27 protein-coding genes are annotated in these 23,257 nt (G+C 70.0%); 7 read left to right on the plus strand and 20 right to left on the minus strand.

Annotation, left to right across the window (positions count from 1 at the left end; all coding sequences use genetic code 11):
- Window positions 1-10: 10 nt before the first annotated feature.
- Both GVY64_RS07690 and GVY64_RS07695 read right to left on the minus strand, forming a co-directional pair.
- Window positions 11-877, minus strand: a complete 867-nt coding sequence (locus GVY64_RS07690; RefSeq protein WP_159839887.1) for a TIGR03619 family F420-dependent LLM class oxidoreductase — start codon at window positions 875-877, stop codon at window positions 11-13.
- Window positions 874-1,275 carry a MerR family transcriptional regulator gene (locus GVY64_RS07695; protein WP_159839888.1) on the minus strand — a complete coding sequence of 134 codons (402 nt, stop codon included), beginning with the start codon at window positions 1,273-1,275 and terminating at the stop codon, window positions 874-876. Before GVY64_RS07695 ends, GVY64_RS07690 begins: the two co-directional genes overlap by 4 nt.
- A gap of 495 nt (window positions 1,276-1,770) precedes the next feature.
- Between GVY64_RS07695 and GVY64_RS07700 the strand changes: the two genes are divergently transcribed.
- Together GVY64_RS07700 and GVY64_RS07705 are read left to right on the plus strand one after the other, a co-directional pair.
- A complete protein-coding gene (locus GVY64_RS07700) occupies window positions 1,771-2,418 on the plus strand; it encodes a hypothetical protein (protein WP_159839889.1) in 648 nt (215 codons plus the stop codon).
- A 353-nt stretch (window positions 2,419-2,771) separates the two neighbouring features.
- Complete coding sequence (locus GVY64_RS07705; RefSeq protein ID WP_159839890.1) at window positions 2,772-3,515, plus strand: IPT/TIG domain-containing protein; 744 nt, start codon at window positions 2,772-2,774, stop codon at window positions 3,513-3,515.
- 237 nt (window positions 3,516-3,752) lie between these two features.
- Here the strand turns inward: GVY64_RS07705 and GVY64_RS07710 are convergent, their stop codons facing one another.
- The 4 genes from GVY64_RS07710 to GVY64_RS07725 form a co-directional block, all read right to left on the minus strand.
- Complete coding sequence (locus tag GVY64_RS07710) at window positions 3,753-4,814, minus strand: NAD-dependent epimerase/dehydratase family protein (protein ID WP_159839891.1); 1,062 nt, start codon at window positions 4,812-4,814, stop codon at window positions 3,753-3,755.
- A 79-nt stretch (window positions 4,815-4,893) separates the two neighbouring features.
- Window positions 4,894-5,136, minus strand: a complete 243-nt coding sequence (locus GVY64_RS07715; protein WP_063020934.1) for a hypothetical protein — start codon at window positions 5,134-5,136, stop codon at window positions 4,894-4,896.
- A 43-nt stretch (window positions 5,137-5,179) separates the two neighbouring features.
- The gene (locus GVY64_RS07720; protein ID WP_067809656.1) at window positions 5,180-5,506 is read right to left on the minus strand and encodes a plasmid stabilization protein; all 327 of its coding nucleotides are present in this window, start codon (window positions 5,504-5,506) and stop codon (window positions 5,180-5,182) included.
- A gap of 128 nt (window positions 5,507-5,634) precedes the next feature.
- On the minus strand, window positions 5,635-6,795 hold the full coding sequence (locus GVY64_RS07725; protein ID WP_159839892.1) for a lipase family protein: 1,161 nt from the start codon (window positions 6,793-6,795) through the stop codon (window positions 5,635-5,637).
- A gap of 451 nt (window positions 6,796-7,246) precedes the next feature.
- On the opposite strand from GVY64_RS07725, the gene GVY64_RS07730 reads away from it, so the two are divergent.
- Window positions 7,247-7,651, plus strand: coding sequence for a hypothetical protein (locus GVY64_RS07730; protein WP_159839893.1), 405 nt, complete (start codon window positions 7,247-7,249; stop codon window positions 7,649-7,651).
- Window positions 7,652-7,908: 257 nt separating this feature from the next.
- Window positions 7,909-8,220 carry a DUF427 domain-containing protein gene (locus tag GVY64_RS07735; protein ID WP_159839894.1) on the plus strand — a complete coding sequence of 104 codons (312 nt, stop codon included), beginning with the start codon at window positions 7,909-7,911 and terminating at the stop codon, window positions 8,218-8,220.
- A gap of 141 nt (window positions 8,221-8,361) precedes the next feature.
- Here the strand turns inward: GVY64_RS07735 and GVY64_RS07740 are convergent, their stop codons facing one another.
- Window positions 8,362-8,760 (minus strand): NUDIX hydrolase, encoded by a 399-nt coding sequence (locus tag GVY64_RS07740; RefSeq protein WP_159839895.1) that lies wholly within the window; start codon window positions 8,758-8,760, stop codon window positions 8,362-8,364.
- Window positions 8,761-8,822: 62 nt separating this feature from the next.
- Window positions 8,823-9,419 carry a helix-turn-helix domain-containing protein gene (locus tag GVY64_RS07745; RefSeq protein ID WP_159839896.1) on the minus strand — a complete coding sequence of 199 codons (597 nt, stop codon included), beginning with the start codon at window positions 9,417-9,419 and terminating at the stop codon, window positions 8,823-8,825.
- A 224-nt stretch (window positions 9,420-9,643) separates the two neighbouring features.
- Here GVY64_RS07745 and GVY64_RS07750 point away from each other — a divergent pair, with 224 nt between their 5' ends.
- On the plus strand, window positions 9,644-10,636 hold the full coding sequence (locus tag GVY64_RS07750) for an NAD-dependent epimerase/dehydratase family protein (protein WP_159840060.1): 993 nt from the start codon (window positions 9,644-9,646) through the stop codon (window positions 10,634-10,636).
- Between the two features lie 3 nt (window positions 10,637-10,639).
- On the opposite strand, the gene GVY64_RS07755 is transcribed toward GVY64_RS07750, so the two are convergent.
- From GVY64_RS07755 to GVY64_RS07795, 9 genes are all read right to left on the minus strand, one after another.
- Window positions 10,640-11,410, minus strand: coding sequence for a glucose 1-dehydrogenase (locus tag GVY64_RS07755; RefSeq protein ID WP_159839897.1), 771 nt, complete (start codon window positions 11,408-11,410; stop codon window positions 10,640-10,642).
- Window positions 11,411-11,485: 75 nt separating this feature from the next.
- Entirely contained in the window at window positions 11,486-12,334 is an 849-nt protein-coding gene (locus GVY64_RS07760) for a helix-turn-helix transcriptional regulator (protein WP_159839898.1), read from the minus strand.
- A 109-nt stretch (window positions 12,335-12,443) separates the two neighbouring features.
- A complete protein-coding gene (locus GVY64_RS07765; RefSeq protein WP_236566684.1) occupies window positions 12,444-13,679 on the minus strand; it encodes a cytochrome P450 family protein in 1,236 nt (411 codons plus the stop codon).
- Complete coding sequence (locus GVY64_RS07770) at window positions 13,676-14,947, minus strand: cytochrome P450 (protein WP_159839899.1); 1,272 nt, start codon at window positions 14,945-14,947, stop codon at window positions 13,676-13,678. Before GVY64_RS07770 ends, GVY64_RS07765 begins: the two co-directional genes overlap by 4 nt.
- Complete coding sequence (locus tag GVY64_RS07775; protein ID WP_268895597.1) at window positions 14,944-15,531, minus strand: GTP-binding protein; 588 nt, start codon at window positions 15,529-15,531, stop codon at window positions 14,944-14,946. The genes GVY64_RS07770 and GVY64_RS07775 overlap by 4 nt, the downstream gene beginning before the upstream one ends.
- A gap of 37 nt (window positions 15,532-15,568) precedes the next feature.
- On the minus strand, window positions 15,569-15,934 hold the full coding sequence (locus GVY64_RS07780; RefSeq protein WP_159839901.1) for a DUF742 domain-containing protein: 366 nt from the start codon (window positions 15,932-15,934) through the stop codon (window positions 15,569-15,571).
- Window positions 15,931-16,347 (minus strand): roadblock/LC7 domain-containing protein, encoded by a 417-nt coding sequence (locus tag GVY64_RS07785; RefSeq protein WP_159839902.1) that lies wholly within the window; start codon window positions 16,345-16,347, stop codon window positions 15,931-15,933. Before GVY64_RS07785 ends, GVY64_RS07780 begins: the two co-directional genes overlap by 4 nt.
- Entirely contained in the window at window positions 16,344-17,669 is a 1,326-nt protein-coding gene (locus tag GVY64_RS07790) for a sensor histidine kinase (RefSeq protein ID WP_236566685.1), read from the minus strand. Before GVY64_RS07790 ends, GVY64_RS07785 begins: the two co-directional genes overlap by 4 nt.
- 553 nt (window positions 17,670-18,222) lie before the next feature.
- Window positions 18,223-18,639: a hypothetical protein gene (locus GVY64_RS07795; protein ID WP_159839903.1), complete on the minus strand. Its 417-nt coding sequence runs from the start codon at window positions 18,637-18,639 to the stop codon at window positions 18,223-18,225.
- A gap of 176 nt (window positions 18,640-18,815) precedes the next feature.
- Here GVY64_RS07795 and GVY64_RS07800 point away from each other — a divergent pair, with 176 nt between their 5' ends.
- Window positions 18,816-19,223, plus strand: coding sequence for a TIGR03668 family PPOX class F420-dependent oxidoreductase (locus GVY64_RS07800; protein ID WP_159840063.1), 408 nt, complete (start codon window positions 18,816-18,818; stop codon window positions 19,221-19,223).
- 95 nt (window positions 19,224-19,318) lie between these two features.
- A complete protein-coding gene (locus GVY64_RS07805; protein WP_159839904.1) occupies window positions 19,319-19,750 on the plus strand; it encodes a nitroreductase/quinone reductase family protein in 432 nt (143 codons plus the stop codon).
- Window positions 19,751-19,776: 26 nt separating this feature from the next.
- Here GVY64_RS07805 and GVY64_RS07810 read toward each other — a convergent pair whose 3' ends face one another.
- The 3 genes from GVY64_RS07810 to GVY64_RS07820 form a co-directional block, all read right to left on the minus strand.
- Entirely contained in the window at window positions 19,777-20,997 is a 1,221-nt protein-coding gene (locus tag GVY64_RS07810; protein ID WP_442939545.1) for an MFS transporter, read from the minus strand.
- Window positions 20,994-21,635 carry a GntR family transcriptional regulator gene (locus tag GVY64_RS07815; RefSeq protein ID WP_159839905.1) on the minus strand — a complete coding sequence of 214 codons (642 nt, stop codon included), beginning with the start codon at window positions 21,633-21,635 and terminating at the stop codon, window positions 20,994-20,996. Before GVY64_RS07815 ends, GVY64_RS07810 begins: the two co-directional genes overlap by 4 nt.
- Window positions 21,636-21,773: 138 nt before the next feature.
- Complete coding sequence (locus GVY64_RS07820; RefSeq protein ID WP_159839906.1) at window positions 21,774-23,183, minus strand: amidase; 1,410 nt, start codon at window positions 23,181-23,183, stop codon at window positions 21,774-21,776.
- Window positions 23,184-23,257: the final 74 nt, after the last annotated feature.

The raw sequence follows: 23,257 nt of genomic DNA on the forward strand, positions 1-23,257 counted from the left end.
GCCGCGACGGCTACCTCAGTGCGTTCGCAATATCGAAGCGTTCGGCGAAGGCGGACAACTCGTCGCGGGCGCGCTCCGGGTCGCCGGTGCTCGCGCTCACCACGATGCGCGTGACGCCCTGTTCGGCCAGTCCCTCGACCCGCTCGGGCGGCATTTCGATCGATCCCCAGCGGGTGTATTCGAACGCCCCGGGGTCGCGGCCCGCCGCAGCGGCCCCGGCGCGGGCGATCTCCAGTTGGGTGGCGCGTTCGACCGGCCCGAGCATGCCGCCGGGGAAATAGCCGTCGCCGCGGGATCCGGCACGGCGCGCCGCGGCGCGGCTCGAACCACCGACGTGTATCGGCAGGGGCCCGCCTCCCGCGGGTTTCGGGTAGCTGCAGAGGCTCTCGAACCGGAAGAACTCGCCGTCGAAACTCACCCCGTCCGCGTCGCCGGACCACAGCAGTCGCAGCACGTCGATGGCCTCGTCGGCGCGGCGGCCCCGGGTGGCGAACTCGACGCCCAGGGCCTGCGCCTCCCCGGGCAGGGTGCCCAATCCCACCGTCAGCAGCCGCATCCGTCCCTTGGACAGCACGTCGATCGTCGCCAGGCGTTTGGCCAGCACCACCGGATGGTGATAGGGCAGCAGCAGCACTGCGGTGCCGAGCAGGATCCGTTCGGTCGCGGCGGCCACGAAGCTCAGCGCGTCCAGCGGGTCGGCGAACGGGACCGTCGGCGTGAATTCCATCGGCCCGACCGCGGCGCCCGGGTACAACGCGACGTGCTCGGGCAGGTAGATCGCCTCGAAGCCGCATCGTTCGGCATGCTGGGCGTAGCGCAGCAGCCGATCGGGGTCGACGCCGAAGAACGGGGTGCTGTAGCTGACCGCGAATTTCACCGCCGCTCCTCGAGCCGGTCGAACTCGCAGGCCGCCGTGATCCGCTCGAACTCGCAGGCCGCCGTGATCCGCTCGCTCAGCAGGCGACGGACGTCCCCCAGCCGTTCCAGGTACGAATCGACCTCGGCCAGCTTGCGCCGCAACGTGGAGACCGAGTCCGGGCAGACGTCGCCGGAGCCGTTCCCCGCCCGCAGGCACGCGACGAAAGGGCGGATCTCGTCGAGGTCGAAGCCCGCGCCGAGCAGTTCGCGGATCTTCGCCACGATCAGCACTTCCGCGTCGTCGTAGGAGCGGTATCCGTTGGCGGCGCGGCGGGGCCGCACCAGACCGTGCTCCTCGTAGTAGCGCAGGGCGCGCGTGCTGGTGCCTGCCCGCTGCGCCAATTCACCGATGCGCATCCGTCCTCCTTCACCTTCGTCCTCGCCACGCTAAACCTTCTCGTCGGCGTCAAGGCAAACGGCCAACAGCGCCGAGTGATCGTGTAGCGGATGCCTTCGCTGCGATGGTTACCGGCGACATATCGCGGGGGCGTTGGCCGTGGGCGCGCTCGGCGCCGCCGCAGTCCGGCTGGCGCGCCGGCGTGGTGCCCCAGCCGCGTGCGCGCTGGCGATCGTCGCCATGTTCCCGATCGCCTACGCGCAGGTGGCCGGGGCGCCTACGACGCCGATGTCCTACGACTTCCCGGAGCGGCGTTCGGCGATGCGCGCGGTCTTTCCCGATTTCGACGGCCTCACATTGCAATTGGCCGATCGTGCTGCCGTGCGTCCGGAGGACCGGAACCTGGACGGGCCTACGGGTCGCCGGCGATCGGCAACTACGCGAAGGCGCTCGGTCTCGACTACGTCAACGCCTATACGCCGATCGGGCATGCCGCCTTCGCGGGCATGCTCTGTATGGCCTGGGACGGCAGTACCTGCCCCGACGCGTTCCGCCGCGCCTTCGCGACCGAGAAGGTCACCGGTGCGGCCGTCGTCGATCTGATGAAGGTCGACCGGGTGGTGCTGCACCGCACGCAGTATCCGGATGCCCGCGACCGTCCCGCGCCCGCGGGCTGGCGGTGGGTGGACTATTCGGGACACGAACGGCACATCTGGGTGCTGGAACGGGCGGGCGGGCGCGTGTCCACCCGCAACGGGCCGATCGCGCACACTTCGGGGGTGACCGCCGAGTCGCGCGATTCCCTCGACGACAGGAGGGCGCGGGCGGTGGTCGGCTCGCCGGACGGCGGTCGCGTCGTCTTCGCCCGGCTCGCCTGGCCGGGGCATCGCGTGACGCTGAACGGGCGGGAGCTGCCGGTCGGCACGATCGGTGGTGTCTTCCTCGCCGTGGACGTCACGGCGGGCACCGACGGCGCGGAGCTGGTCGTCGATTGGCGCCCGCCCGGCAGCCGGATCGGAATAGTCACCGCCGCAGGGGGATTGACCGGCATCGGGTTCTTGCAGTGGGCGCACCACCGGGCCCGGCGGCGCACGACCGGCGCACCGCCGGTGACTCCGCAGACGCAGGTGACGCCACGCGCACCGGCGACCGTGAATGCCTGACCGCTACCGTGCCGAGCCGTTGTCCGGCCTCGATGCGGTGTGGCGCTCGAGCAGGAACGCCGACGTCGCCTCGCCGACGTCGCCTCGGCGATCGTCGCGGGCCGGTCGAGCATGGAAAGCTCCGCTCAGCCGAGCCGTTGCCCCCGGCTGGGTGGTCCGACGCGCCCGAATCGCGGAATGCCTGCCGGAGAGCACGAATCGCGCCTCGGGCAAAACCGGACGAAAACGGACGAAAACGGATCGCATTTTCATTGCGGCAGTAGTGGTTTCAGGGCGTTAATGGTTACAGCCGGGCTACCTGAAGGTCGAGCGCTCCCCGGTGCAGGTAATCAATACTGAAAAGGGGCAATGCCATGCCTACTATCACTTCGGTATCGCCGACCACGGGTCCGAGTTCAGGGGGTAACAGCGTGGTTATCACCGGAACCGGATTCGGCGGGCCGACCACCGTCCGATTCGGCGGAACCGCAACCACTTTCACTCTGGATTCACCTACTCAAATCACGGCGATCGCTCCGCCGGGCACGGGCACTGTGCAGGTCACCGTTTCCAATGCGGACGGTACCAGCAATGGTGTTCCCTACACCTACACCTCTGTGGTGCAGGTTCCCGTGGTGTCCGCGGTTATTCCGAATTCCGGGCCGGCGACCGGCGGTACCGTGGTTCTGATTTTGGGAAGCAGTTTCACCGGAGTTACCTCCGTGAATTTCGGAGCTACCCCCGCGCTGCTCTTCTTCGCGCTTTCCAGCAACTTGATCATCGCGATCGCTCCGCCGGGAACGGGTACCGTGCCGGTCACGGTCACCAATTCGGCCGGCACCAGTGCGGGAGTGCCGTTCACCTATGTGTCCGTGCCGACTCTGAGCTCGGTCACCCCGAACACGGGGCCGGTGACCGGCGGCACCACGGTCACGATCTCCGGCACCGGGTTCACCGGCGCGACCGGCGTGTCCTTCGGTCTGCTTCCGGCAGTGTCGTTCACGGTGGTCTCCGATACGCAGATCACTGCGGTCACTCCCGCGGGGATCGGTTCCGTGCCGGTGACGGTCACCGGGCCGGGCGGTATCGCTTCCGGCGTCTTCTTCACCTACAGCTGACGCGGCTCCCGCACCTACCCGTGTCCGAGGAAGGTGTGCCGCCCAGGTGAACGAGGTGTCAGGAAAACCGGAGAGGCCGACCACGATTGGGGTCGGCCTCTTCGGCCGTGCGCAGATACAGCCGTCGGCTTCGGGCATCCGCCGGCGCCGCGGCGCAAGCCGTCGGCCTTCGTGCGCCGAGCATTCCAGCCGGTGTCCACATCCGGCGGTGGAGAGCCGGAGAGTCGGCCCGGCGAATCAGCCGACACCTAATTCGCGCCCGCCCACCCCGGAGGCGAACTCCCGCCAGCGCCAAGGCCCGCCCGCTTCGCGGGCCAAGGGAGGGGTGTCGGCCCCTGCGCCCGCACGCAGGCCGGACAGCAAGTGCCGGAGGGCGTCGACCGCGGTGTACCGCGGCGTCCAGCCCAGCTCTGCCCGCGCGCGACCGGTGTCGAGGATCGGCAGGCGCAGCACCGCGTCGAACAGATCCGGCGCCGCGGGCAGAGTCCTTGCATGCCAGCCCATCGCGAGCGCGGCCCGAACGAGCGCGGGCGGTACGGACACCACCCGGGCATCGAAGAGTTCGGCCAGCCGGTCGCGATCGATCACCGGCTCCGCGGCCAGATTGAACGGTCCGCGGGCGTCGGTGGCGATGGCCAGCGCGTAGGCGCGGCCGACGTCGTCGCTGTGCACCGCCTGGAAGCGCAGTCCGCGCGGGATCGGCAGGATCGGCGGCAGGCCGGGCCGGATCAGGCGATTGGGCAGCAGCGGACCGGCGAACAACCGCCGCTGCTGGCTGGCGGTCTCGCGGCGGAAGATGAACGCCGGGCGCATGCGAACCACGCGGCGGTCCGGGTTCTCGGCCTCGAATCGATCCAGCAGTCTTTCGACGTAGGCCTTCTCCCGCGTGTACGCGGCGGTCGGCCAGCCATCGGTCGGCCAGCTCTCCGGCACCGGTTCGTCGTCGTGGCACGGGGAGTAGGCGCCGACCGACGAGGCATAGATCAACGCGGGCACCTGCGCCGCGGCCACGGCGCGCAGCACCCGTTCGGTGCCACCGACATTCGCGCGCCACGTGACCATGGGCTGATGGGTCGGCTGGAACAGCCACGCCAGATGCACCACCACGTCGGCGCCGTGGAAGTGCGATTCCAGATCGTCGGTGCGCACATCCGCGCTCACCCATTCCACGCCCTCGCGGGGCGTGCCCGGCACGCGCCGCGCGATCCCCACGATCGAGCCGACCCCCGCCTCGGCCGACAGCGTCTCCAGCACGCTCGTTCCCACGTTCCCGGTGGCACCGACCACGACGACGCGCATATCTGCTCCTTGGCTCGGCGGCGAGATCCGACAGCGGGAGGGCAGCCACGCGGCCGCCCTCCCCGCTCATCGTCAAACGTCAGATATCCGACTTCGCGAGACGCTTGGACAGAAGCTCTTTGCCCATCCGGCCGCCTTTACGGCTGTCGGCCTGCGCCTTGCGGAAGAATTCCACCAGCTCGCTGTCTCCGTCACGCTCCGCGTCCTGGATGAATGTGTCCAGACGCAGCGCGTTCTCCAGGGACGCCTCGACGAACCAGATCAAGTTGTAATCCTTGTCCCTGGTGCCGGTGACGGTGCCTGTTTCCTGCTGCTCGGCCATCTCCACTCCTCTCGCTGCTAGGTCGTCGAGCCGCGCATCGAACTCAGTCCCGTCCGAGTGCGTGCGCCAGCTCCTTCTTCGTCATCTTCGAGCGGCCTTCGACATTGCGTTTCTTGGCCTCGTTGTACAGCTGGTCGCGGGTCGGTCCTTGCGCGCCGCTGTGCGAACGCTGACCGCCGCGCTGCTGCGGCGACTTGTCGTCGGTCGACGTCTTGCTCGCGGTCTTGGACTGCCCGGACTGGGCGCGGTTCTTGTTGACCGTGCGAGCGGCCATCTCCTTCGCGCGTCCCGTGCTCGCGCCGCGGGACTTCGCCGAATCCTTGATGTGCTCGTATTGACGTTCTTGCTTGTCGGTCCAAGCCTTCGGCATGTCATCACCTCCTGTGTTTGCGGCTTACCCCGGGAATCCCCGCGCAATCCGGTCGGCGGGAATGCGCGGGGATCGACGTGGTCCGGATGCTCACGCGGCCGATGAGCGGCCGCGGGCGTCTGCCCGGGTCAGCAGGTGCTGGGCGCGGGCTCGCCGCGAACCCGGCCCTCGAGCCACCCCAGCACCGAGGGGGCGCCGAGCACCGCCGCGGTCAGATGCTCGGCATCGGGCACATGCACGGTCTGCAGCGGCACACCGGCCGAGCACCAGCGGTGGATCGTGTTGTCGATCGCGGCAACGGGAATCAGCGGGTCGCTGGGCGAATGCCATTCGAATATCGGCATTCCCGGGGCGTGGGGGTAGAGCTCCACGCTGTTCTCCTCCACCACGGACCACGCGCCCGGCGCGTCGAAGACGGAGGTGTTGTCCACGAGTTCGCGCGCGCTGCCGCCTGCGCCGACCGCGAGGATGTCGTTGGTGCAGCTGTTGGCCATGGCGTCGCGCAGCGCCCGTCCGCGCTCGTTGAGATTCTGGCTGATCGGCACCTGATCGGGATACTCCCGCTCCAGGCCGATGGCCGTCGCCATGGCCAGGCCGAACGCCGGGTGCGGCTCGAAACCCAGCCCGCGCGCCATCGCCACCAGGTTCATCGGAGCGCCGCCGATGGCCGCGCCGACGAGCCGCAATTCGGGTGCGTAGGACGGTTGCAGCGCAGCCGCCCATGCCGTGGCGAGCCCGCCGCCGGAGTAACCGGTCAGCGCCGCCGGGCTGTTCTGCAGACCGAGTTCGGGTAGTCGTTTCGCCGCGCGGACCCCGTCCAACGTGATTTGGCCGCCCAAACGCCCGGCGCCGAGCGCGAACTGGGGGCCGAGATGATCCGGCAGCGCGACCGTCCAGCCGCGCGCCAGCAGGACGTTCAGCATCGATGACGACGCCGTCAGATTCAGATCGTTGCTGTAGAGCAGGTGCGATACCGCGCAATGCGTGCCGAGCGCGTTGATGAAGTGCTGATACGACAGCAGCGGCATCCCCGGCCGTTGTCCGAGGGGAGTGAGGATCGTGGTGGTCGCCGCGATCGGCGCGCCCCGCGAATTGGTGGAACGGAACTCGACCAGCCTGACGGTGGCGCCGGGGAAGAGGGCCAGCGGCGGCAGGACCCGCACGTCCAGCACGTCGCCAGGGTTGTGTGCCGCCAGATCGGCAGGTGCGGCGTAGAACGGGTCTGGATCGGGCTGCGGATAGACCGGCTCCGCGGTGGCCGTCGTCGCCAGCAGGAGGGCGAGTGCCATCCCGCTCAGGGCGCCGAGGACACGGACCGGACCGATGCGTCTGCTACGGGGGGAACGAAGAAACGGACGAGTCACGACCTTGACCTCCAGGGGTAGTTCGGCGGATTCGCCGACCAGTGGTCTGCCTCCGAGTGCCTCGTTCGGCAAACTACCAGCGACATGTGGAGGTAAGTCAGGATTGCATGAAAAACTTTCTGGCATCAAGAAAATACGCAGATTCCGCTCTGTTCCTGAGAGGTATTGTGACATTCAGCAATCTATTAGCCATTGCATGTTGGCGCAGTCGTCCGGTAGGGGAGAACGGCGTACGAGCACATCGGTCGCGTTCGCGCGCGGGCGATCGCCGCGGAGCGCGAAAGGTGTCCCGGCCGGGGGTTGCGACGCGGCGCGAGCACGGCTTGGCTGGATCACATACACAGCGACGAGGTTCAGGACGAAGAAAGGAGCGGTCATGTCCAAGACAGCGGCCCGGAAGGTCCGCGAATCCGGTTCCGAAGCACCCGAGACGGCGCGCGCCGTGCCGGACACCGAGACCGAACCGCCGACGAAATCGGAGACCCCGGCCACCTCGCGCGCCCGGCTGCGAGTCCCGGTTCCGACCGTGGGCATGCGGATGGCCCGAGTTCCGCTTCCGCCCGGCCCGCGCACCGTGGCGACCGGTGTTTCCTCGGCGACTACGGCGGTGCGCAACCGGGTACCGGATCGGGAGTCGTTGCTCTACTTCGGCGGGCTCGGAGCGGCGGCGGTCACGGGGCTGGTGTCGTGGCCGGTCGCGGGGGCGATCGGCGTCGGCGTGTGGGTGGCCGAGCATGCGCGTCGCGGTCCGGTCGCCGCGGGAAACGGGGCCCGAGAGTGACCTGAGCGCCGGGCTCGCTCATGGTGAGGCTCGCCGGAGATATCCTCGGCGCCCGCACCGTGAGTGGCTTCGGGTAGGGCAGGGCCTGTCCAGTCGGCCGGCAAACCGCTGGTCGGTCGATATCGCGCGGTCAGCGGATCGCCATTTCCTTTCGCGCGACTACAGGAGCGAATCGAAACGGCAACATCCGTGTACCGACTCGGACACGGCTGCCCCAGGGCATTCTTTCCTCCCCGGCGGCGCGACAGGATCGCGATATGGCAAAGGCAATGTGGGACGGCGAAATTCTGGCGAGCAGCTCCGATACCGTGCTGGTCGAGGGCAACCACTACTTCCCGGCCGAGTCCGTCCGGAAGGAATTCCTCCGGCCTTCCGGGACGCACACGACCTGTCCGTGGAAGGGCGAGGCCAGCTACTACACCCTGGAAGTCCACGGCAACCGCAACGAGGACGCCGCCTGGTACTACCCCGACCCGAAAAGCGCGGCGGAGCAGATCAAAGACCACGTCGCTTTCTGGCACGGCGTGGAAGTGCTCGACGACGAGATACCGAGCGCCGCGCTCCGCTGACGGAGGGCGCGCCGCGTGCCGAATCGGCGCCCTTTCCGCGTCGTGCCGCAATACCCGCACGGCCGGCTGGAGGCACGGATCCGTCCCGGATCACTGGACGCATCGGCCTGATGCTCCGGCCCGCGCCCGGTTCCCGGCGGTCTACCAGTCGACCGCGCCGAGTTCGTGGAGTTTGCGGAAGACCAGCATGGAGCCGGGGGCCACATGGTCCATGGCGGCGTACTCGCTCACGGTGAAGTAGCGCAGTTCGGCGATCTCGCTCGCGGGCGTGGGGTCGCCGTCGAGTTCCGCGGTGAAACAGGTCATGTGCAGCCGGGTGCCGGGGGAGTGCCCGTACGCCTCGGCCTGGAACACTCCGAGTTCGTCGCAGGAGACGACGCCGACGCCGAGTTCCTCGCGCACCTCCCGGTGCAGCGCCGCCTCGGGCGTCTCACCCGGGTCGATCTTGCCGCCGGCCATGTAGAAGACGTCCTTGCCGACCGAGCGCGCTTGCAGCAGGCGGCGATCCCGGACATGGGCCAGTGCGGCGGTGCGAATCACCGGCCCACTGTACTGAGCGGCCGGAGCAGGTCGCCAACCGGTTTTCGCCCGAATCGCCCCGCTCAGTGCTCGAGCACGGCGCGGTGCAGCAGTTCGCCGATGCGCCGGTGGAGCAGCGCGGTGTCGTCCCCGTGGGCGACGAATTCCAGGAACAGCGCCGCACCGGCCGCCAGCGCGATGACGGCCCTGGCGTCCAACTCGGACTGTGCGCGGGATGCGGTGTCGCCCGCGGCGAAAAGTGCGGCCGCCGGGGCGCTGAACCCGGCCCACAGCCGGTGGCGCAACTGTTGGTCCCGGTCGAGCGCGGTCAGCAGCCCGGGAACGGCGGCGCGCACCTCGCCGCGCGCGAACAGTTCCCGGCTGCCGCGCAGCACCCACTCGAGCCACCCCTGCCGGTCAGTTCCCTCGAACGGCCCCAGATCGGGCGTCTCACCCAGCACGGCGTGCAGCACCAGTTCGGCCTTCGATTGCCAGCGGCGGGCGATCGATGCACGGCCGACGCCCGCGCGGGCCGCCACCGCCCGCACGCTCAGCTCGTCCCATCCCTTTTCGACCAGCATCTCCCGCACGGTCGCCAGCACTCGCTGCTCGACCGACTCGTCCCGCGGCCTGCCTGCGCCCCGGCTCGCCGAATGCGGGTCCTGCGCCGTTTCCGCCATGCCGCTCCCTGCCTCGATTACGATGCCACTGGCATCGAATTTGTGCCGATGCTTCAGCTGTGCGGCCATTGTCGCGTGTGCCGAAGGCGCGGCGCCGGTGGACCGAACGGCGGAATCCATGGTGACGAAGGAACGAAATGGGTGGACTGAAGGACATACCGGCGGCAACCGGCACGGCGGCGGGCGACACGGACCCAGCCGGCGGGAAGCGGCGGGCGGCCGGTCTGCGCATCGCCGTCACCGGCGGCACGGGATACCTCGGCGCGCACACCGTCTCGGCTCTGCTGCGAGCAGGGCACCGTGTCGTGCTGCTGGTCCATCCCAGCGAATCCGTCTCGGCGGTCGTCGACATGTTCGACACCACGCCCGAAGCGCTCGCAGTACTGCCGGGCGACATCCGGGACCCCGAGACGGTCGAAGCGTTGCTCGACGGATGCGACGCCGTCCTGCACGCGGCGGGCGTGGTCGGCACCGACGACCGGCGCGAGCAACTGATGTGGGAAGTCAACGCCGACGCGACCGCCACCGTCCTGGCCCGCGCGACCGCGCTCGGCCTGGATCCGATCGTGCACGTCGCCAGCTACAGCGCACTGTTTCCCAGTCCCGATCCGGTCATCACGCCAGACAGCCCGACCGCGCCGGGGCGCAGTGCCTACGGCCGCACCAAGTCGGCGGCCGATCGGATCGCGCGGGCGTTGCAGGCCGCGGGCGCTCCGATCGTGATCACCTATCCCTCCAGCGTCGTCGGCCCCGGTCTCGGCGCCCAGGCCGGAATCACCTCCGACGGGTGGGGCGCCATCCTGCGCGCACGCGTCGCTCCGCGGATCCGCGGTGGCATGCAGATGATCGACGTCCGGGACGTGGCCGCGGTGCACGCCGCCGTCATGCGCCCCGGCCTCGGGCCACGGCGCTATCTGTGCGGCGGCCACATGGTGGCCTTCGACGAGATCGTGGACATCCTGGAAAGCGCTGTGGGACAGCGGATCCGGCGGATCCCCGTGCCGAAGGCCGCGCTGCTGGGACTCGGACGGCTCACCGACGCCGCCGCCCGAGTCCTGCCGATCAGCGCCGGGCTCGGCTACGAGGCGGCGTGGTTGCTCACCACGGCCACGCCGACCGACGACTCCCGCACGCTGGCCGAACTCGATCTGCGCTGGCGGCCCATCCGGGAAGCGATCATCGACTCCGTGCGTCGCGAAGCCGTTTCCACGGCCTGACGGTCAGATCAGCTCCCGGGAGACAGCCGCGACCAGACCACCGTCGATGACCAGGTCCTGCCCGTTGACGTAGGACGCCTCGGCGGAGGCGAGGAAGGCCACGGCGTCGGCCACCTCGTCGGCGGTGCCCAACCGGCGGCTCGCCACTTCGGTGAGTACGGCGGCGTGCGCGTCGGGGCTGACATTGTCGTGGAACATCGGGGTCTCGATGTACCCGGGGCTCACCGAATTGACTCGAATCCCCCTGGGGCCCAGCTCCGCCGCGAGAGTGCGGGCCAGGTTGTGCACGGCCGCCTTGGTAGCCGCGTAGAGGGTGGCGCCGGGCAGGCCGCGGTGCAGCGTCCACGACGCGTTGATGACGACCGACGCGTGCTCCGACAGCAGCGGCAGCACTTTCTGGATGGTGAAGAAGACGCCCTTGAAGTTGATGTCCACGACCCGGTCGAACTCGTCCTCGGTGATCGCGGCGCTCGGCTGGAAGGACGCGACCCCCGCGTTGGCGAAGACCACGTCGAGACGGCCGTGCCGGTCGCGCAAGGCGGTGGCGAGCGCGTCGAGATCGGCGAGACGACCCGCGTCGGCGCGGATCGCGATCACTCGCTCACCGCCGTGCAGCGCTTCCACCGCGGCCTTCAGCCGCGTCTCGTCCCGGCCGGTGATGACCACCTGAGCGCCTTCGGTGAGCAGCCGTCGTGCGGTGGCCAGCCCCATGCCGCTCGAGCCGCCGGTGACCAGCGCGACCTTGCCGTCGAATCGGGAGATGTTGTGCGTCATGGGAATCAGCGTGCCGAAGGCCACGGCGGCCGAACAGTGTCCAGTCGACCTAGGTGTGGCACCACCAGGCTGTGGTCACGCCGGGGCGGCGAGCCTGATCCGCATCAGCCCGTCGACCCGCTGCGCGGTATCGGTGCCGGATTGCGGGTTGTAGAGCACCAGGAACCAATACGGGTGGTCGGCCACCGCCAGGGTGGTCGTGTCGAACAGCAGGTTGCCTGCTTCGGGGTGGCGCACCGCCTTGACTGCTGGGCCCGCGGCGTCCACATCGTGGCGGGCCCACAACTCGGCGAACTCCGGGCTCGCGGCGGTGAGCTCGCCGATCACCCGGTCGAACTCGGGGTCGCCGGGGTGGTGCGCCGCGTCCGCGCGGAAAGCGGCCACGACCGAGGGAGCGATCGCGCTCCACTCCGCGTGCATGCCGCGGTACCTGACGTTGGTGAAGAACGAGATCAGGCAGTTGCGGTCGGCGTCGGTGAACCCGAAGACGGTGCGCGCGGCGTCGTTCACCGCGAGCAGATTCCAGGAGCGGTCCCGCAGCACCGCAGGCCGCGACCCCCACGCGTCCAGCAACTGGCGCAGCTGCGGGGTGACCTCGGCGTCGCCCATCGCACCCGACGGCGGCGGGTTCTGACCGGCGAGCAGATACAGGTGGGTCCGCTCCGGGCCGGACAGTCGCAGCGCCGCGGCGATCGCGTCGAGCACCTCCGCCGACACGGTGATGTCGCGCCCCTGCTCCAGCCACGTGTACCAGGACACGCCCACTCCGGCGAGGGTGGCGATCTCTTCCCGCCGCAACCCGGGCGTGCGCCGCCGTCCCACTGTCGGCAGGCCCATGTCCTCCGGCCTGAGCCGGGCCCTGCGGGTGCGGAGGAAGTCGCGGAGCTCGGCGCGCCGGTGCGCCGCCGTTGATTCGCTGGCCATAGGCCACGGTAACAAGGCCTGGCCGCCGCGACGGGCACGCCATCGCGAGGTCTACTCGCGTACAGCCGCAGCCATGCGCCACTCGCGGACGCCTTCGGGGCGCTTGCGATCAGTTCCCGAGATGCACCGGGAACGATGCGAGGTCGTTCTGGGTGAGCACCGGCAGGTTGCGAATCTCTTCGACCGGCACGGCGAAACGCAGCTCGGGGAAGCGGGTGAACAGGGCGGGCAGCGCGATTCCCGCCTCGAGGCGGGCGAGCGCCGCACCTGGGCAGATGTGCGGGCCGTAGCCGAAAGCCAAGTGCCGGTGTGCGGTCGGGCGGGAGACGTCGAAGTCGTCGGCGTCCGCGCCGTGCACGGCGAGATCCCGGCCGATCGCACGGTAGGACATGACCACTCCCTCGCCCTTCTCGATGACGATGTCGCCGACGGTGATGTCCTCGGTGGCGAAACGCATCAGCAGATGGGTCACCGGGCTGTCCCAGCGCAGGGTTTCCTCCACCGCCGCGTCCCAGGTGAGGTCGCCGGCGCGGACGGCGCTCAACTGCTCCGGCCGCCCCAGGAGCGCGCGCACGGCGTTGAGGATGAGGCCGATCGTGGTCTCGTGCCCGGCGGCCACCAGCGCCTTCAGGTTGCCCACCACTTCTTCCTCGGTCAGCGGCTCGATGTCGTCGCCGCCGACGATGAAGGCGCTGGTCAGGTCGTCGGTCGGGTCGGCGGTCTTCGTGCGCACCAGTTCGGTGAAATAGACGTCCAGCTCGTCGATCACCCGCAGCCGTTCGTCCTGCGGCGTCAGCAGCGAGAAGAACGCTTTGTACCAGGTCAGCAGCATCGGATGAGCGGCGCGGTCCACGCCCATCAACTCACTGACGACCCGCATCGGCAGCGGATAGGCGAACACCGTCTTGAGATCGACCACCGCGCCGTCGCGTCCCGCCTCGGCGAGATCGTCCAGCAGTTCGGCGGTCAGGCGTTCGATCGTGGGGCGCAGTGCGTCCAGCCTGCGCTTGGTCAGCGCCTGAGTGGTCTTGATCCGCAGCCTGCGGTGCTCGGGGCCGTCGACGGTGAACATGGAACGGCCCGCGTCGACCATGCCGATCAGCGGCCACTGCCTGGTCACCGCGCCGGACTGCCACAGCGACCACGCGCCGATGTCCTTGACCAGCCGGGTGTCGACGAGCAACTGCCTGGCCAGCGCGTGCTGGGTGACGGTCCAGGCGGGCACGCCGAGCAGCTCGATCCGGGTGAGCGGGCCGGCGTCACGCAGCAGGCTGGTCTCCCGGCCGAGGTCGCCGACCATCGGATCGATGACAAGGGTCGTTGCGTGTGGGCATGCTCTGCTCACGGGGTACCTCCGACGGCGCGAACGGGTGTGAAACGGACGGGCAGGGTGGTCATGCCGCGCAGGAAGGCCGACGGCCGCCGGACCAGGTTCTGGGCGGGTATCGCCAAATCGAGGTCGGGCAGCCGGTCGAGCAGCACCTCGATGCCGGTGCGCGCGATGACCTCGGCGATCTCCTGCGCGGGAAAAGGGCAGCGGTATTCGCCGTAGCTGAACGCGAAGTGCGCGCTGTTACCGGTGTGCGCCGGATCGGCGCCGTCGGAGACGTGCTGGCGCACATGCGGATCGGCATTGGCCGCGGCCAGGCCGAGCAGCAGCATGTCACCGGCCCGGATGACCTTGTCGCCCAGCCGCGTGTCGCGAGCGGCCCAGCGTCCGGCCAGGATCTGGGTCGGCGTGTCCTCCCACAGCACTTCGTTCATCGCCTGGCCCACGCTGTGCCGTCCGCCGCCGAGGGCGGCGGCGAACCGGTCGTCGGTGAGCATCAGCCGCACCGAGTTCCCGATCCAGTCGGCCGTGGGCAGATACCCCGCGGCGGTGACCGCCATCAGGTCGAGGACGTATTCCTGGTCGGTGAACGGGGCGGGATGCGCCAGCATCCGGGACACCAGGTCGGCGCCCCGCGCCGCCTTCTTGGTCGCCAGCAGGCGCTGCATGTGCTCGGCGAACTGCTGGTGCGCGGCCTGGGCGTCGGCACCACCGTCGGCGAGCGTCTTCATCGTCCACGCCAGCCGCGGTCCGTCCTCGTCGGGGAAGCCGAGGACCCGCGCCAGCGCCAGCACCGGCAGCGGCTCGGCGAAATCGGCGACCAGCTCCGCTTCGCCCCGGCCGCAGAACGCGTCGATCAGGCGGTCGGCCAGATCCTCACAGGTACGGCGCAATTGGAAGGTGTCGACGAGCTCCAGCGCGGGCTCGACCATCGCCACGTGCCTGCGGTGCTCCGCGCCCGCGGTGAAATAGATCGACGGCATCGGCTGCCCGACCATCGGCAGCAGCGGCCAGTCCGGCGGGATGTTCGGCCACTGGTTCCACCGTGCGACGTCGCGCGGAAACAATTCGGGGTCGCTGGTCACCTGGTGCAGTTCGCGGTAGCCGATGACCAGCCACGCGGGCACGCCGCCGGGCAACTCGACGGCGACCACCGCGCCGTGCTCGCGGCGCATCTCGTGATAGAGCTGGTGCGGGTCGGTATGGAAACGGGGGCCGCTCAACGTGACCGGCGCGGTGCGGACGGGGCAGCTGTCGGTGGAACTCGGCGCTGGCGTGGTCATGACGCGGCCTCCGGAGTCGGGAACAGGGGGCGCCTGGCCACCGGTGGCGGCGCGAGGGAGTAGAGGTGCTCGACGAGCGTGATGAGGACGCCCTTCCCGGACTCGCGTGAGCGGGCGTCGCAGTCGATCACCGGCACGTGCGGATCGAGGTCGAGCGCGTCGCGTACGGCGTCGGGGCGGTGACCGCCGCCGAAGTCGTTGCAGGCCACGACGAACGGCGTCCGCTGATGTTCGAGGCGGTCCACGGCGTACCAGGAGTCGGCGATCCGGTGCGGATCGACCAGCACGATCGCGCCCAGTGCACCGGTGAACAGCCGATCCCAGAGGAACCGGAACCGCTGCTGCCCGGGCGCGCCGAACAGATACAGCACGTGCTCGTCATCGACGGTGATCCGTCCGAAGTCGAAGGCGACGGTGGTGGTCGACTTGCCCGGCGCGCCGCTGGGGTCGTCGATCTCCAGCCCCTCGTCGGTCATGATCGCTTCGGTGTCGAGGGGGCGGATCTCGCTGACCGCGCGAACCATCGTCGTCTTGCCCACGCCGAAACCGCCGACGATGACGATCTTCAGTCCCCGCGTGGTCACCTGACGCAGGGGCGCGTCCGCGCGGGCGGGCCGCGGGTCAAAGTTTGCGAAGTCCAACGAGCACCTTCTCGAGCGTCGTGGTGTCGGGCAGGAAGTGCCATGGCGAGCCGGGTGCGGCGGCCTGCGGCGGACGCACGGTGATCTTGCCCGCGTGCAGCAGATCCGACAGCAGGATGGTGGCGATGCCGACCGGGATCCGCAGCTCGGCGGCGATTTCCACGACGGCGGTCGGGCCGCGGCACAGTTCGAGGATCGCGACGTGCTCGGACTGCATACCCGGCGCGGGCGCGCACTCGCTGACCACCAAGGTGACCAGGTCGAAGGTGTCGGTGTCCGGCTTGCTGCGTCCTCCGGTCAGCGTGTAGAGCCGGTCGGGGTCGTCGTCGCGGCCTGGCCTGGTCACGACACGCCCGCTCCCGGGAAGCGCGGCGCGGCCGCCAGGTGCTCGCCGAGCTGTTCCACCAGCTCGCGCATGTTGTGGCCGACCAGACCGGCATCGGCGTCCTCGGCGGCCACGACCGCGATGTGCGCGCCCAGCCCGGCCTCGACGATGAACAGGATGCCCCCGTAGAACTCGGTCATCGACTGGCGGACCCCGGCCCGGCCGTCGCCGAATTCCACCGAGGCGCCGTGCGAGAGGCTCTGGATGCCCGCCGCGATGGCGGCGAGCTGGTCGGCCCCGTCCACGGTGAGATCGGGTGTGTGGCAGATCTTCAGCCCGTCGCTGGAGAGCAGGAGGGCATGCCTGGTGCGCGGCGTCCGGGTGAGCAGTTGTTCCAACAGCCAGCTCAACTGGGCGGTCTCGGAGGTCGTCATCGTTCGTTCTCCACGGAGACGGAAGGGGCGGGGGAGGTATCGGCGGCGCTGCCGGTCGCGGGCCTGGTCACCGCGCGCTGGAACGCGCCGAGCGAGTCCGGCCGTGCCGCAGGGGGCGTCGGCGCGGCAGGCTCCGGTGTGGCGAGCCCGTCGGGGTGGACCGCGGCCAGCGTGCTGCCGCGACGCCGCTTGGGCAGCGCCGGGCTCGCGCCCGCGGGGGAGTGCTCGGCGGTAGACGGGCGTACCGCGGCGGAGGGCGCAGGCTCCGGGTCGGTGGGCGTGGGTTCCGGCGGCGCGGTGACGCGCTCCCGTGCGACGGGCAGCGTGCCGGTGGTGGTGGACGGCTGGGGCCGCTCCACCCGGGTGGTGAGATCGCGTGGAATCACCACGACCACGGCGGTGCCGCCGATGGCGGAGGGCCGGAAGGAGACGGTGAGCCCGTGTTTGCGCGCGAGATTGCCCACCACGGCGAGGCCGAGCCGGGTCCCGGTGAGCGAGGACAAGTCGGCGCCTGCGCCGCGGGCGTCCGGCCCGCCCGCCGCCACCGCTGCCTCGGCGCGGCGCAGCGCCGACTCGCTCATGACCAACCCGCTGTCCTCGATGGTGATGATGACGCCCGCGGGCACCTCGGCGGCGTAGACGTGCACCTCGGTGGTGGGCGGGGAGAAGTTGCAGGCGTTGTCGAGCAGCTCCGCCAGCGCGTGCATGACGCCCTCCGCGGCGTGCCCGGAGACCGCGATGTCGGCGATCGCGCGCAACCGCACGCGCTGATAGCCCGCGACGCGTCCCATCGCGCCGCGCAGAATCGATTCCATGGCAATGGGTTTGGCCCACCGGCGGCCGGATCGCGCGCCGCTGAGCACAGCGATGCTGTCGGCCAGCCTGCCCGCCTGGGCGGTGCGGTGATCGAGCTGCAGCAAATCGGCGAGCACGGTGGGATCGCCGTGGCGGTGTTCCATCTCGCGCAGCTCCGCCAGCATGCTGGTGGTCATCGCCTGCATGCGGCCCGCCGCGCCGGCGAAGGCCGCCATGGCGGCGGTGCGCCGGTTCTCGCTGCTCTCGGCGCGCGCTTCGTACTCGGCGACGGCCTCGGTCGCCGCGGTGACCTCGGCTCGGGCGCCCGCGGCGGCGAGCGCGCCGTCGTCCCGGGCCCGGTCCGCCGAGTGCCGGGCAAACCGGGCTTGCCTGCGGAAGTGGACCGCCGCGGTCACCGCTGCGCATAAGGCGGCGGCCGCGGCGGTGGCGCCGGCCGCGAGCGTAATACGGAATTCCGTGGGTGCGTAGTACACCGCCGCCGTGACGACGGCCGCGCTCGCGACCACGCAGGCGGACAATGTCAGGTACGGCGTTCTCGGCCGGTGAACGGCGTCTTGGACGGCCTCACCCGCCGCCCGAGGCAACAACTCTGACAAATTCCGTACTTTCGCACTCGCGCTCACCGCCGGGAAATGGCATCACTACCCCCTCTGCGTGCCCCATCCACCCCAAATACGCAGACCGACAAGCAGTTTCGAATCTCGCGGCCCGAGCATAGCGGGCGGGTCGGTGCAGCGCCACTCGACAGATTTCGAGGGAACGGGGAACCGGTGCATATTCCCTGGTCGGTGTAGATGCTCCGATTACGCTGGTGGCGGCCGAAAAGTGGGCCACGACAGCGCGGGCGGTGAAAGAAATGCCGAATTACTGTTTGCCTGGAATTCACTATCGGCGGACCGGACATCGTGTGGCCCGCGGTATTCCGAGGCGGTATTCGAAATTTGGATTACCGGCGCACCGGGGTGGTCACGGCGGCGCGTGGTGAGCGCCGGGGGCGGTGTGGCCGGCCCGCCGGACTTCCCTGGCCGGGGGCCGAAACCGAGCCGCTGTCGTGTTCGATCAGAGTTGTGCGGTCTGCTCGCACGGAGGCAGACCGTCGGCCTGGCGGAGCACTTCGGCGACGGACTCCAGGTACAACAGCGTCCGCAGCGACACGCCGTTCACGGCTTGGCCCAGGCGGCGCAGGGCCGAATTGTCCAGGTGTGCGATGACTTCGGCGTCGTCGGCCCGGTCCGGACCGGGATCGAAGACGAAATAGCTGGGGTCCAGCCCGAACACGTGAGCCAGCCCGGCGCGGGCCTGCTCCGGCAGCGCGGTGAGTTGTCCGCGCCGGACTTTCGCCAGGTGACCTGGCTCCAAGTCGTACCCGGCCGCGGTCACCCAGGTCTCGACCGTATCGTCGGCGAGCGGGCGCCCGTGCGCACGCTCCCACATCTCGAACGCTAGGTTCAGCCGAGCAGTGATATCGATGTCCACGACCGCCTCCACTTTTTGGCTTATACAGCCTCTTGACGGGTCACGCATTGACTCGACCGTAGCGTGGGAGTAGTCGAACGCCGTGATTTCACGGCAAATGTCCGGTTGCATAGGGGAGGTAACCGACCGGATCCCCGATTCGCGGGGACGACGATGTCGAGGAGACGGGTGTGCGACTGAATTCCGAGGAGGCCCGCAAACGATTCGCGACCAGTCCGGTCGCGCGGTTGGCGACCGTTTCGGCGCGGTCGCGCCCCCACCTGGTGCCCATCGTGTTCGCCGTGGCCGGCGAGATCGTCTACACCAGCGTCGACGCGAAGCCGAAGACGACCACCGCGCTGCGCCGTCTGGACAACATCGCGGCGAACCCGGCGGTCGCCGTGCTCGTCGACAGCTACGACGACGACTGGACCCGGTTGTGGTGGGCCCGCGCGGACGGCGCGGCTCGCCTCGCCCACGGCGCCGAAGCGGAAGCGGCGATCCGCCGATTGACCGCGCGCTACCCGCAGTACGAGCGACAGCCGCCACCGGGACCGGTGATCGCCATCGAAGTGGAGCGCTGGTCGGGATGGTCCGCGAGCTGAGCGGGCCGCGCCGGTTCCGGTACAGTCCGATTCGCCGTTTCCCGCCGCGGGATACGGCGAGCCGGACCACCCGTCGAGTCGATCGTGAGGATCGCATGCCCTCGAATTTCGCGCTGAAAACCATGAATACGGTGCATCGCGCCCTGCTGAAACTCAGCTTGGGGAAGCTGGGCAACGATTTCTCCGGCATGCCGTCGCTCGAACTCACGACCACCGGCCGCAAATCCGGGCGACCGCACGCGGTGATGCTCACGGCGCCGATCGTCGACGGCGACACCTATGTCGTCGTCGCCTCGCGCGGGGGCGACCCCGTTCACCCGGCGTGGTTCCTGAATCTGCGCGACAATCCGGATGTCGTCGTGTCGGTGCGGAGCGGGCCGAAGACGCCGATGACGGCTCGGGTGGCCACGCCGGAGGAGCGGGCGCAACTGTGGCCCCGGGTCACCGCCGCGCAGTCGGTGTACGCCGGGTACCAGACGAAGACCACGCGCGAGATCCCGCTTGTCCTGCTGACGCCGAAGGGGTGAGACCCGCGCCTGCCCGGCGGTGAGGGTCAGGCCCGATAGTCGCGCAGCACCGGAACGAGGCATGCGGCCGCCGCGAGCCCGCCCACGCCGAACATCGCGGGATAGCCGAGGCCGAACGTGTCGTGCAGGAACGACAGCAGGGCCGGGGTGCCGAACCCCAGGTAGCTCGCCGAATAGAAAACGGCGGTCAGCCCGGCCAGGTCGTCCGGGCGGGCGATGCGCTCGATCTCTTGCAGCCCGGCCACCAGGCCGATGCCGTAACCGGCTCCGAGCACCACGGCGGCGGCCAGCGTCGCCCACAGGGTAAGCACGCCTGCGGCCAGCGCGGCGAGTGTCATCCCGATCGTCACCGCGATCAGCGCCGCCGCGGCTGCGCGTGCAGTGCCGGGCCGGTCGAACCGGCGTACGACGGACTGGACGGCGAACCCGCAGCCCAGCGTGACGAGGCAGACCATGGCGGAGAACGCGATCGGCGCAGCGCCGACCCGGGGCGCCATGAGCGCGGGCAGCACCGCGTACGCCGCCGCGGCGGAGGTGAACAACCACAGCGCGGCAGGCAGCGCGACCGTGCGGAAACGCCGGTGTCCCGCCACGGGAATCCGCAGGTCATCGCGGAGCCGACCCGGATTCCGCCGGAGGAGTACGGTTTCCGGCGCATGCCTCACCCACACGGTCGCGATCAGGCACAGTCCTACGTCGACCAGGTACGCGAGGGTGTGCGGCCACGGCGCCCATTGCGCCAGTACTCCGGCGCAGCAGGCGCCGAGTGCGAAGCCACCGGTGAGGCTCATCGCGGAGCGGCGCGCGCCCGTGCCCGCGGGCAGCGGCGGGCCGTAGGGTGGTTGCGTCAGCTCTTTGAGCCAGCTGCCGCCGACGGCCATCGCCAGCCCGAGCGCGATCCCGCACAGCACCCGGCCGGCCGACATCAGCGGCACCGACGCGGACCCGAACGCGAGCAGCAGCGATCCGGCCGCGGCGATCAGCGGCGCGGGCCGGAGCAGGGCGCGGCGGCCGTGCCGATCCGACAGCGGCCCGCCGATCAGCAAGGCGGGGACGATGCCGAGCACGTAATAGAACAGCAGCAGATCGACGGTGGTGGCCGCCAGCCCGTCCTGCTTGTACATCACCAGCAGCGGAGTGAATTCGTTTCCGCCCCAGGCGATGGCGAACATCGCGGCGACCACACCGCGCCAGCGTCCTGCGACGACCGGACCGGGAGGCGCGGTGACGGTGAGTGTCGCCGTCACCGGCCTCGTAGCTCCAGTTGGTGCACGCCGGAGAGGTGCTCGACCAGCGCGTCGGCGAATCCGTCGACGTCCGCCGCCGCCACCAGGTCGGCCAGCCGCCCGTGCTGCTCGATGATCCGGGTGATGTCGACCGGGCCCCGGCGCAGCGCGACGCTGTTCATCCGGCGCTGCCGCTCGCGCAGCGAGTCGTAGAAGCCCGACAGCAGCGGATTGCCGCCGGCGAGGACGTAGGTGCGGTGGAAATCGGTGTCGGCCAGCGCGAATGCGTCGAGATCCCCCGCGGCGGCCAGCTCACGCTGCCGTTCGATCGAGGAGCGCAACGCCGCGACCAACCCGGCGGTGTCGTTCGCGGTCGCGCTGCGCACCGCCGCGGTCTCGACCACGTAGCGGGCGTGTGCGACGTGCTCGGCCTCGGCCGGCGGGATCGGCGCCACCAGCGCTCCGCGTTTCGGGTAGAGCTTCATCCAGCCTTCGGTCTCCAGCCGCAGGAACGCCTCGCGCACCGGTGTGCGGGAGGTGCCCAGGCTTGCGGCGATCTCCCCCTCGCTGATCAGCTCCCCTCCGGCCAGCGCGCCGGAGAGGATCCGCTCCTTCACGGCACGATAGGCCTGTTCGGCCGATGAATACGTCTTAGACACAAGTTGTATCCTACAACTGATTCGCTGCAAGGTTGCGGCAGGGTCGGCCGGAGTCGGTGACACCCGCTGCCGGAGCGACGCACGCGCGATACGCACCTATCCCGACCGGCTGTCGCGCCGAGACGGGCCCGAGCGGATCTATCCGGCTTGATGGATTACCGGGCGAGGCTGCGGACGCACCTGCTCGAGCTGTGCGGCGATCGGGAGGATCCTCGTCTCGCCGTTCGTGGGACCGACCAGCTGAACCGACAAGGGCAGCCCGTCGTCGCCGACACCGGCGGGCACCGAGGCGGCGGGATGGCCGGTGACGTTCCAGATCGCGGTGTAGGCGACCATCGGAACGGAGGCGAGCTGCGCGCGCACCGTGTTCGCCCCATCGAGCACGCCGAGCAGCGGCGGGCGGATCGCGATGGTGGGCGTCAGCAGCAGATCGCACTCGGTGAAGATTCGATCGGCCTTGCGCCGCACCGCCTCTCCGCGCCGGATCGCCCATTCGACCACCGGCCTGCGCGCCCACGCGCCGACCGCGATCGTCTGCTTGGTGCGGCGTTCCAGCAGTTCCGGATGATCCACCTCGGCCAATTCGGCGCGCACGCCGCCGAAGAACTGCGGGAAGAAGGCGTGCGTGGAATCCGGATAGTGCGGGTCGATCTCCGCCACCGTGTGGCCCAGTTCGGCGAGCAGGATCGCGGTGTCGCGCACAGCGCGCACATGCTGCGGATCCGGTCGCACCGCCGGAATCGGTGATTTGACGCTGTAGCCGATGCGCAACGGCCGGGCCGGTCCGCGCGCCGCCGCCTCGAACGAACTCGACGGTTCCGTCGCCCGGAACCGGTCGGTGCGGGTACTGCCGCGGATCACGTCGTAGACGACGGCCGAGTCCAGCACCCCGCGGGTCAGCGGCCCGGCGACACCCAGCGCCCACCACAGGTGCTCGTTCGGGGAAAGCGGCACTCGCCCGCGTTGCGGCTTGAGACCGAACAATCCGCAGCAGGCTGCCGGGATCCGGATCGACCCACCCCCGTCGCCGCCGAGCGCGGCGGGCACCAGCCCGGCCGCCACCGCGGCGGCGGACCCGCCGCTGGATCCACCCGCGGAGCGGCTCGGGTCCCACGGATTGCGGGCCATGCCGAACGTGCTGGACTCGGTGAAGGGCCACTGCCCGAATTCCGGCATCGAGGTCTTGCCGACGATGATCGCCCCGGCCGTGCGCAGCCTGCGCACCGCCTCGGCGTCCGTCACGGCGGGCGTGGCGTTCGCCCTGGTGCCGAAGCTGGTCACCACGCCGGCGACGTCGAATTCGTCCTTCACCGCGACCGGCACCCCGTGCAGCGGCCCGACCGTGCCGCCCGCCGCGCGTTCCCGGTCCCGCTCGACGGCCTCGGCCCTGGCCTCCTCCCGCAGGACGTGGGTGAAGGCGCCGAGGTCCGCGGCGGCGTCGATCCCGTCGAGCGTCGCCTCGACCAACTCCTCCGCGGACAGCGCCCCCTGGACCAGCAGCTCGCGCTGTTCGAGCACACCCGACGAAACGACCTCTTGCAGATCCATCCGCTCGCGCTCCTTCCGGGCTCGACGCCGATGCCGACATTCCCGACCGTATGCAGTCGAGCAACCATTCCGCA

The sequence above is a fragment of the Nocardia sp. CY41 genome (genome assembly GCF_009829325.1).
GTDB lineage: Bacteria > Actinomycetota > Actinomycetes > Mycobacteriales > Mycobacteriaceae > Nocardia.

What these genes read in the sequence shown, in the direction of transcription:
- GVY64_RS07695 (WP_159839888.1), bottom strand. Translation starts at nt 1,275, where the DNA reads ATGCGCATCGGTGAATTGGCGCAGCGGGCAGGCACCAGCACGCGCGCC.
- GVY64_RS07700 (WP_159839889.1), top strand. Translation starts at nt 1,771, where the DNA reads ATGGCCTGGGACGGCAGTACCTGCCCCGACGCGTTCCGCCGCGCCTTC.
- GVY64_RS07705 (WP_159839890.1), top strand. Translation starts at nt 2,772, where the DNA reads ATGCCTACTATCACTTCGGTATCGCCGACCACGGGTCCGAGTTCAGGG.
- GVY64_RS07710 (WP_159839891.1), bottom strand. Translation starts at nt 4,814, where the DNA reads ATGCGCGTCGTCGTGGTCGGTGCCACCGGGAACGTGGGAACGAGCGTG.
- GVY64_RS07715 (WP_063020934.1), bottom strand. Translation starts at nt 5,136, where the DNA reads ATGGCCGAGCAGCAGGAAACAGGCACCGTCACCGGCACCAGGGACAAG.
- GVY64_RS07720 (WP_067809656.1), bottom strand. Translation starts at nt 5,506, where the DNA reads ATGCCGAAGGCTTGGACCGACAAGCAAGAACGTCAATACGAGCACATC.
- GVY64_RS07725 (WP_159839892.1), bottom strand. Translation starts at nt 6,795, where the DNA reads ATGGCACTCGCCCTCCTGCTGGCGACGACGGCCACCGCGGAGCCGGTC.
- GVY64_RS07730 (WP_159839893.1), top strand. Translation starts at nt 7,247, where the DNA reads ATGTCCAAGACAGCGGCCCGGAAGGTCCGCGAATCCGGTTCCGAAGCA.
- GVY64_RS07735 (WP_159839894.1), top strand. Translation starts at nt 7,909, where the DNA reads ATGGCAAAGGCAATGTGGGACGGCGAAATTCTGGCGAGCAGCTCCGAT.
- GVY64_RS07745 (WP_159839896.1), bottom strand. Translation starts at nt 9,419, where the DNA reads ATGGCGGAAACGGCGCAGGACCCGCATTCGGCGAGCCGGGGCGCAGGC.
- GVY64_RS07755 (WP_159839897.1), bottom strand. Translation starts at nt 11,410, where the DNA reads ATGACGCACAACATCTCCCGATTCGACGGCAAGGTCGCGCTGGTCACC.
- GVY64_RS07760 (WP_159839898.1), bottom strand. Translation starts at nt 12,334, where the DNA reads ATGGCCAGCGAATCAACGGCGGCGCACCGGCGCGCCGAGCTCCGCGAC.
- GVY64_RS07770 (WP_159839899.1), bottom strand. Translation starts at nt 14,947, where the DNA reads ATGACCACGCCAGCGCCGAGTTCCACCGACAGCTGCCCCGTCCGCACC.
- GVY64_RS07785 (WP_159839902.1), bottom strand. Translation starts at nt 16,347, where the DNA reads ATGACGACCTCCGAGACCGCCCAGTTGAGCTGGCTGTTGGAACAACTG.
- GVY64_RS07805 (WP_159839904.1), top strand. Translation starts at nt 19,319, where the DNA reads ATGCCCTCGAATTTCGCGCTGAAAACCATGAATACGGTGCATCGCGCC.
- GVY64_RS07820 (WP_159839906.1), bottom strand. Translation starts at nt 23,183, where the DNA reads ATGGATCTGCAAGAGGTCGTTTCGTCGGGTGTGCTCGAACAGCGCGAG.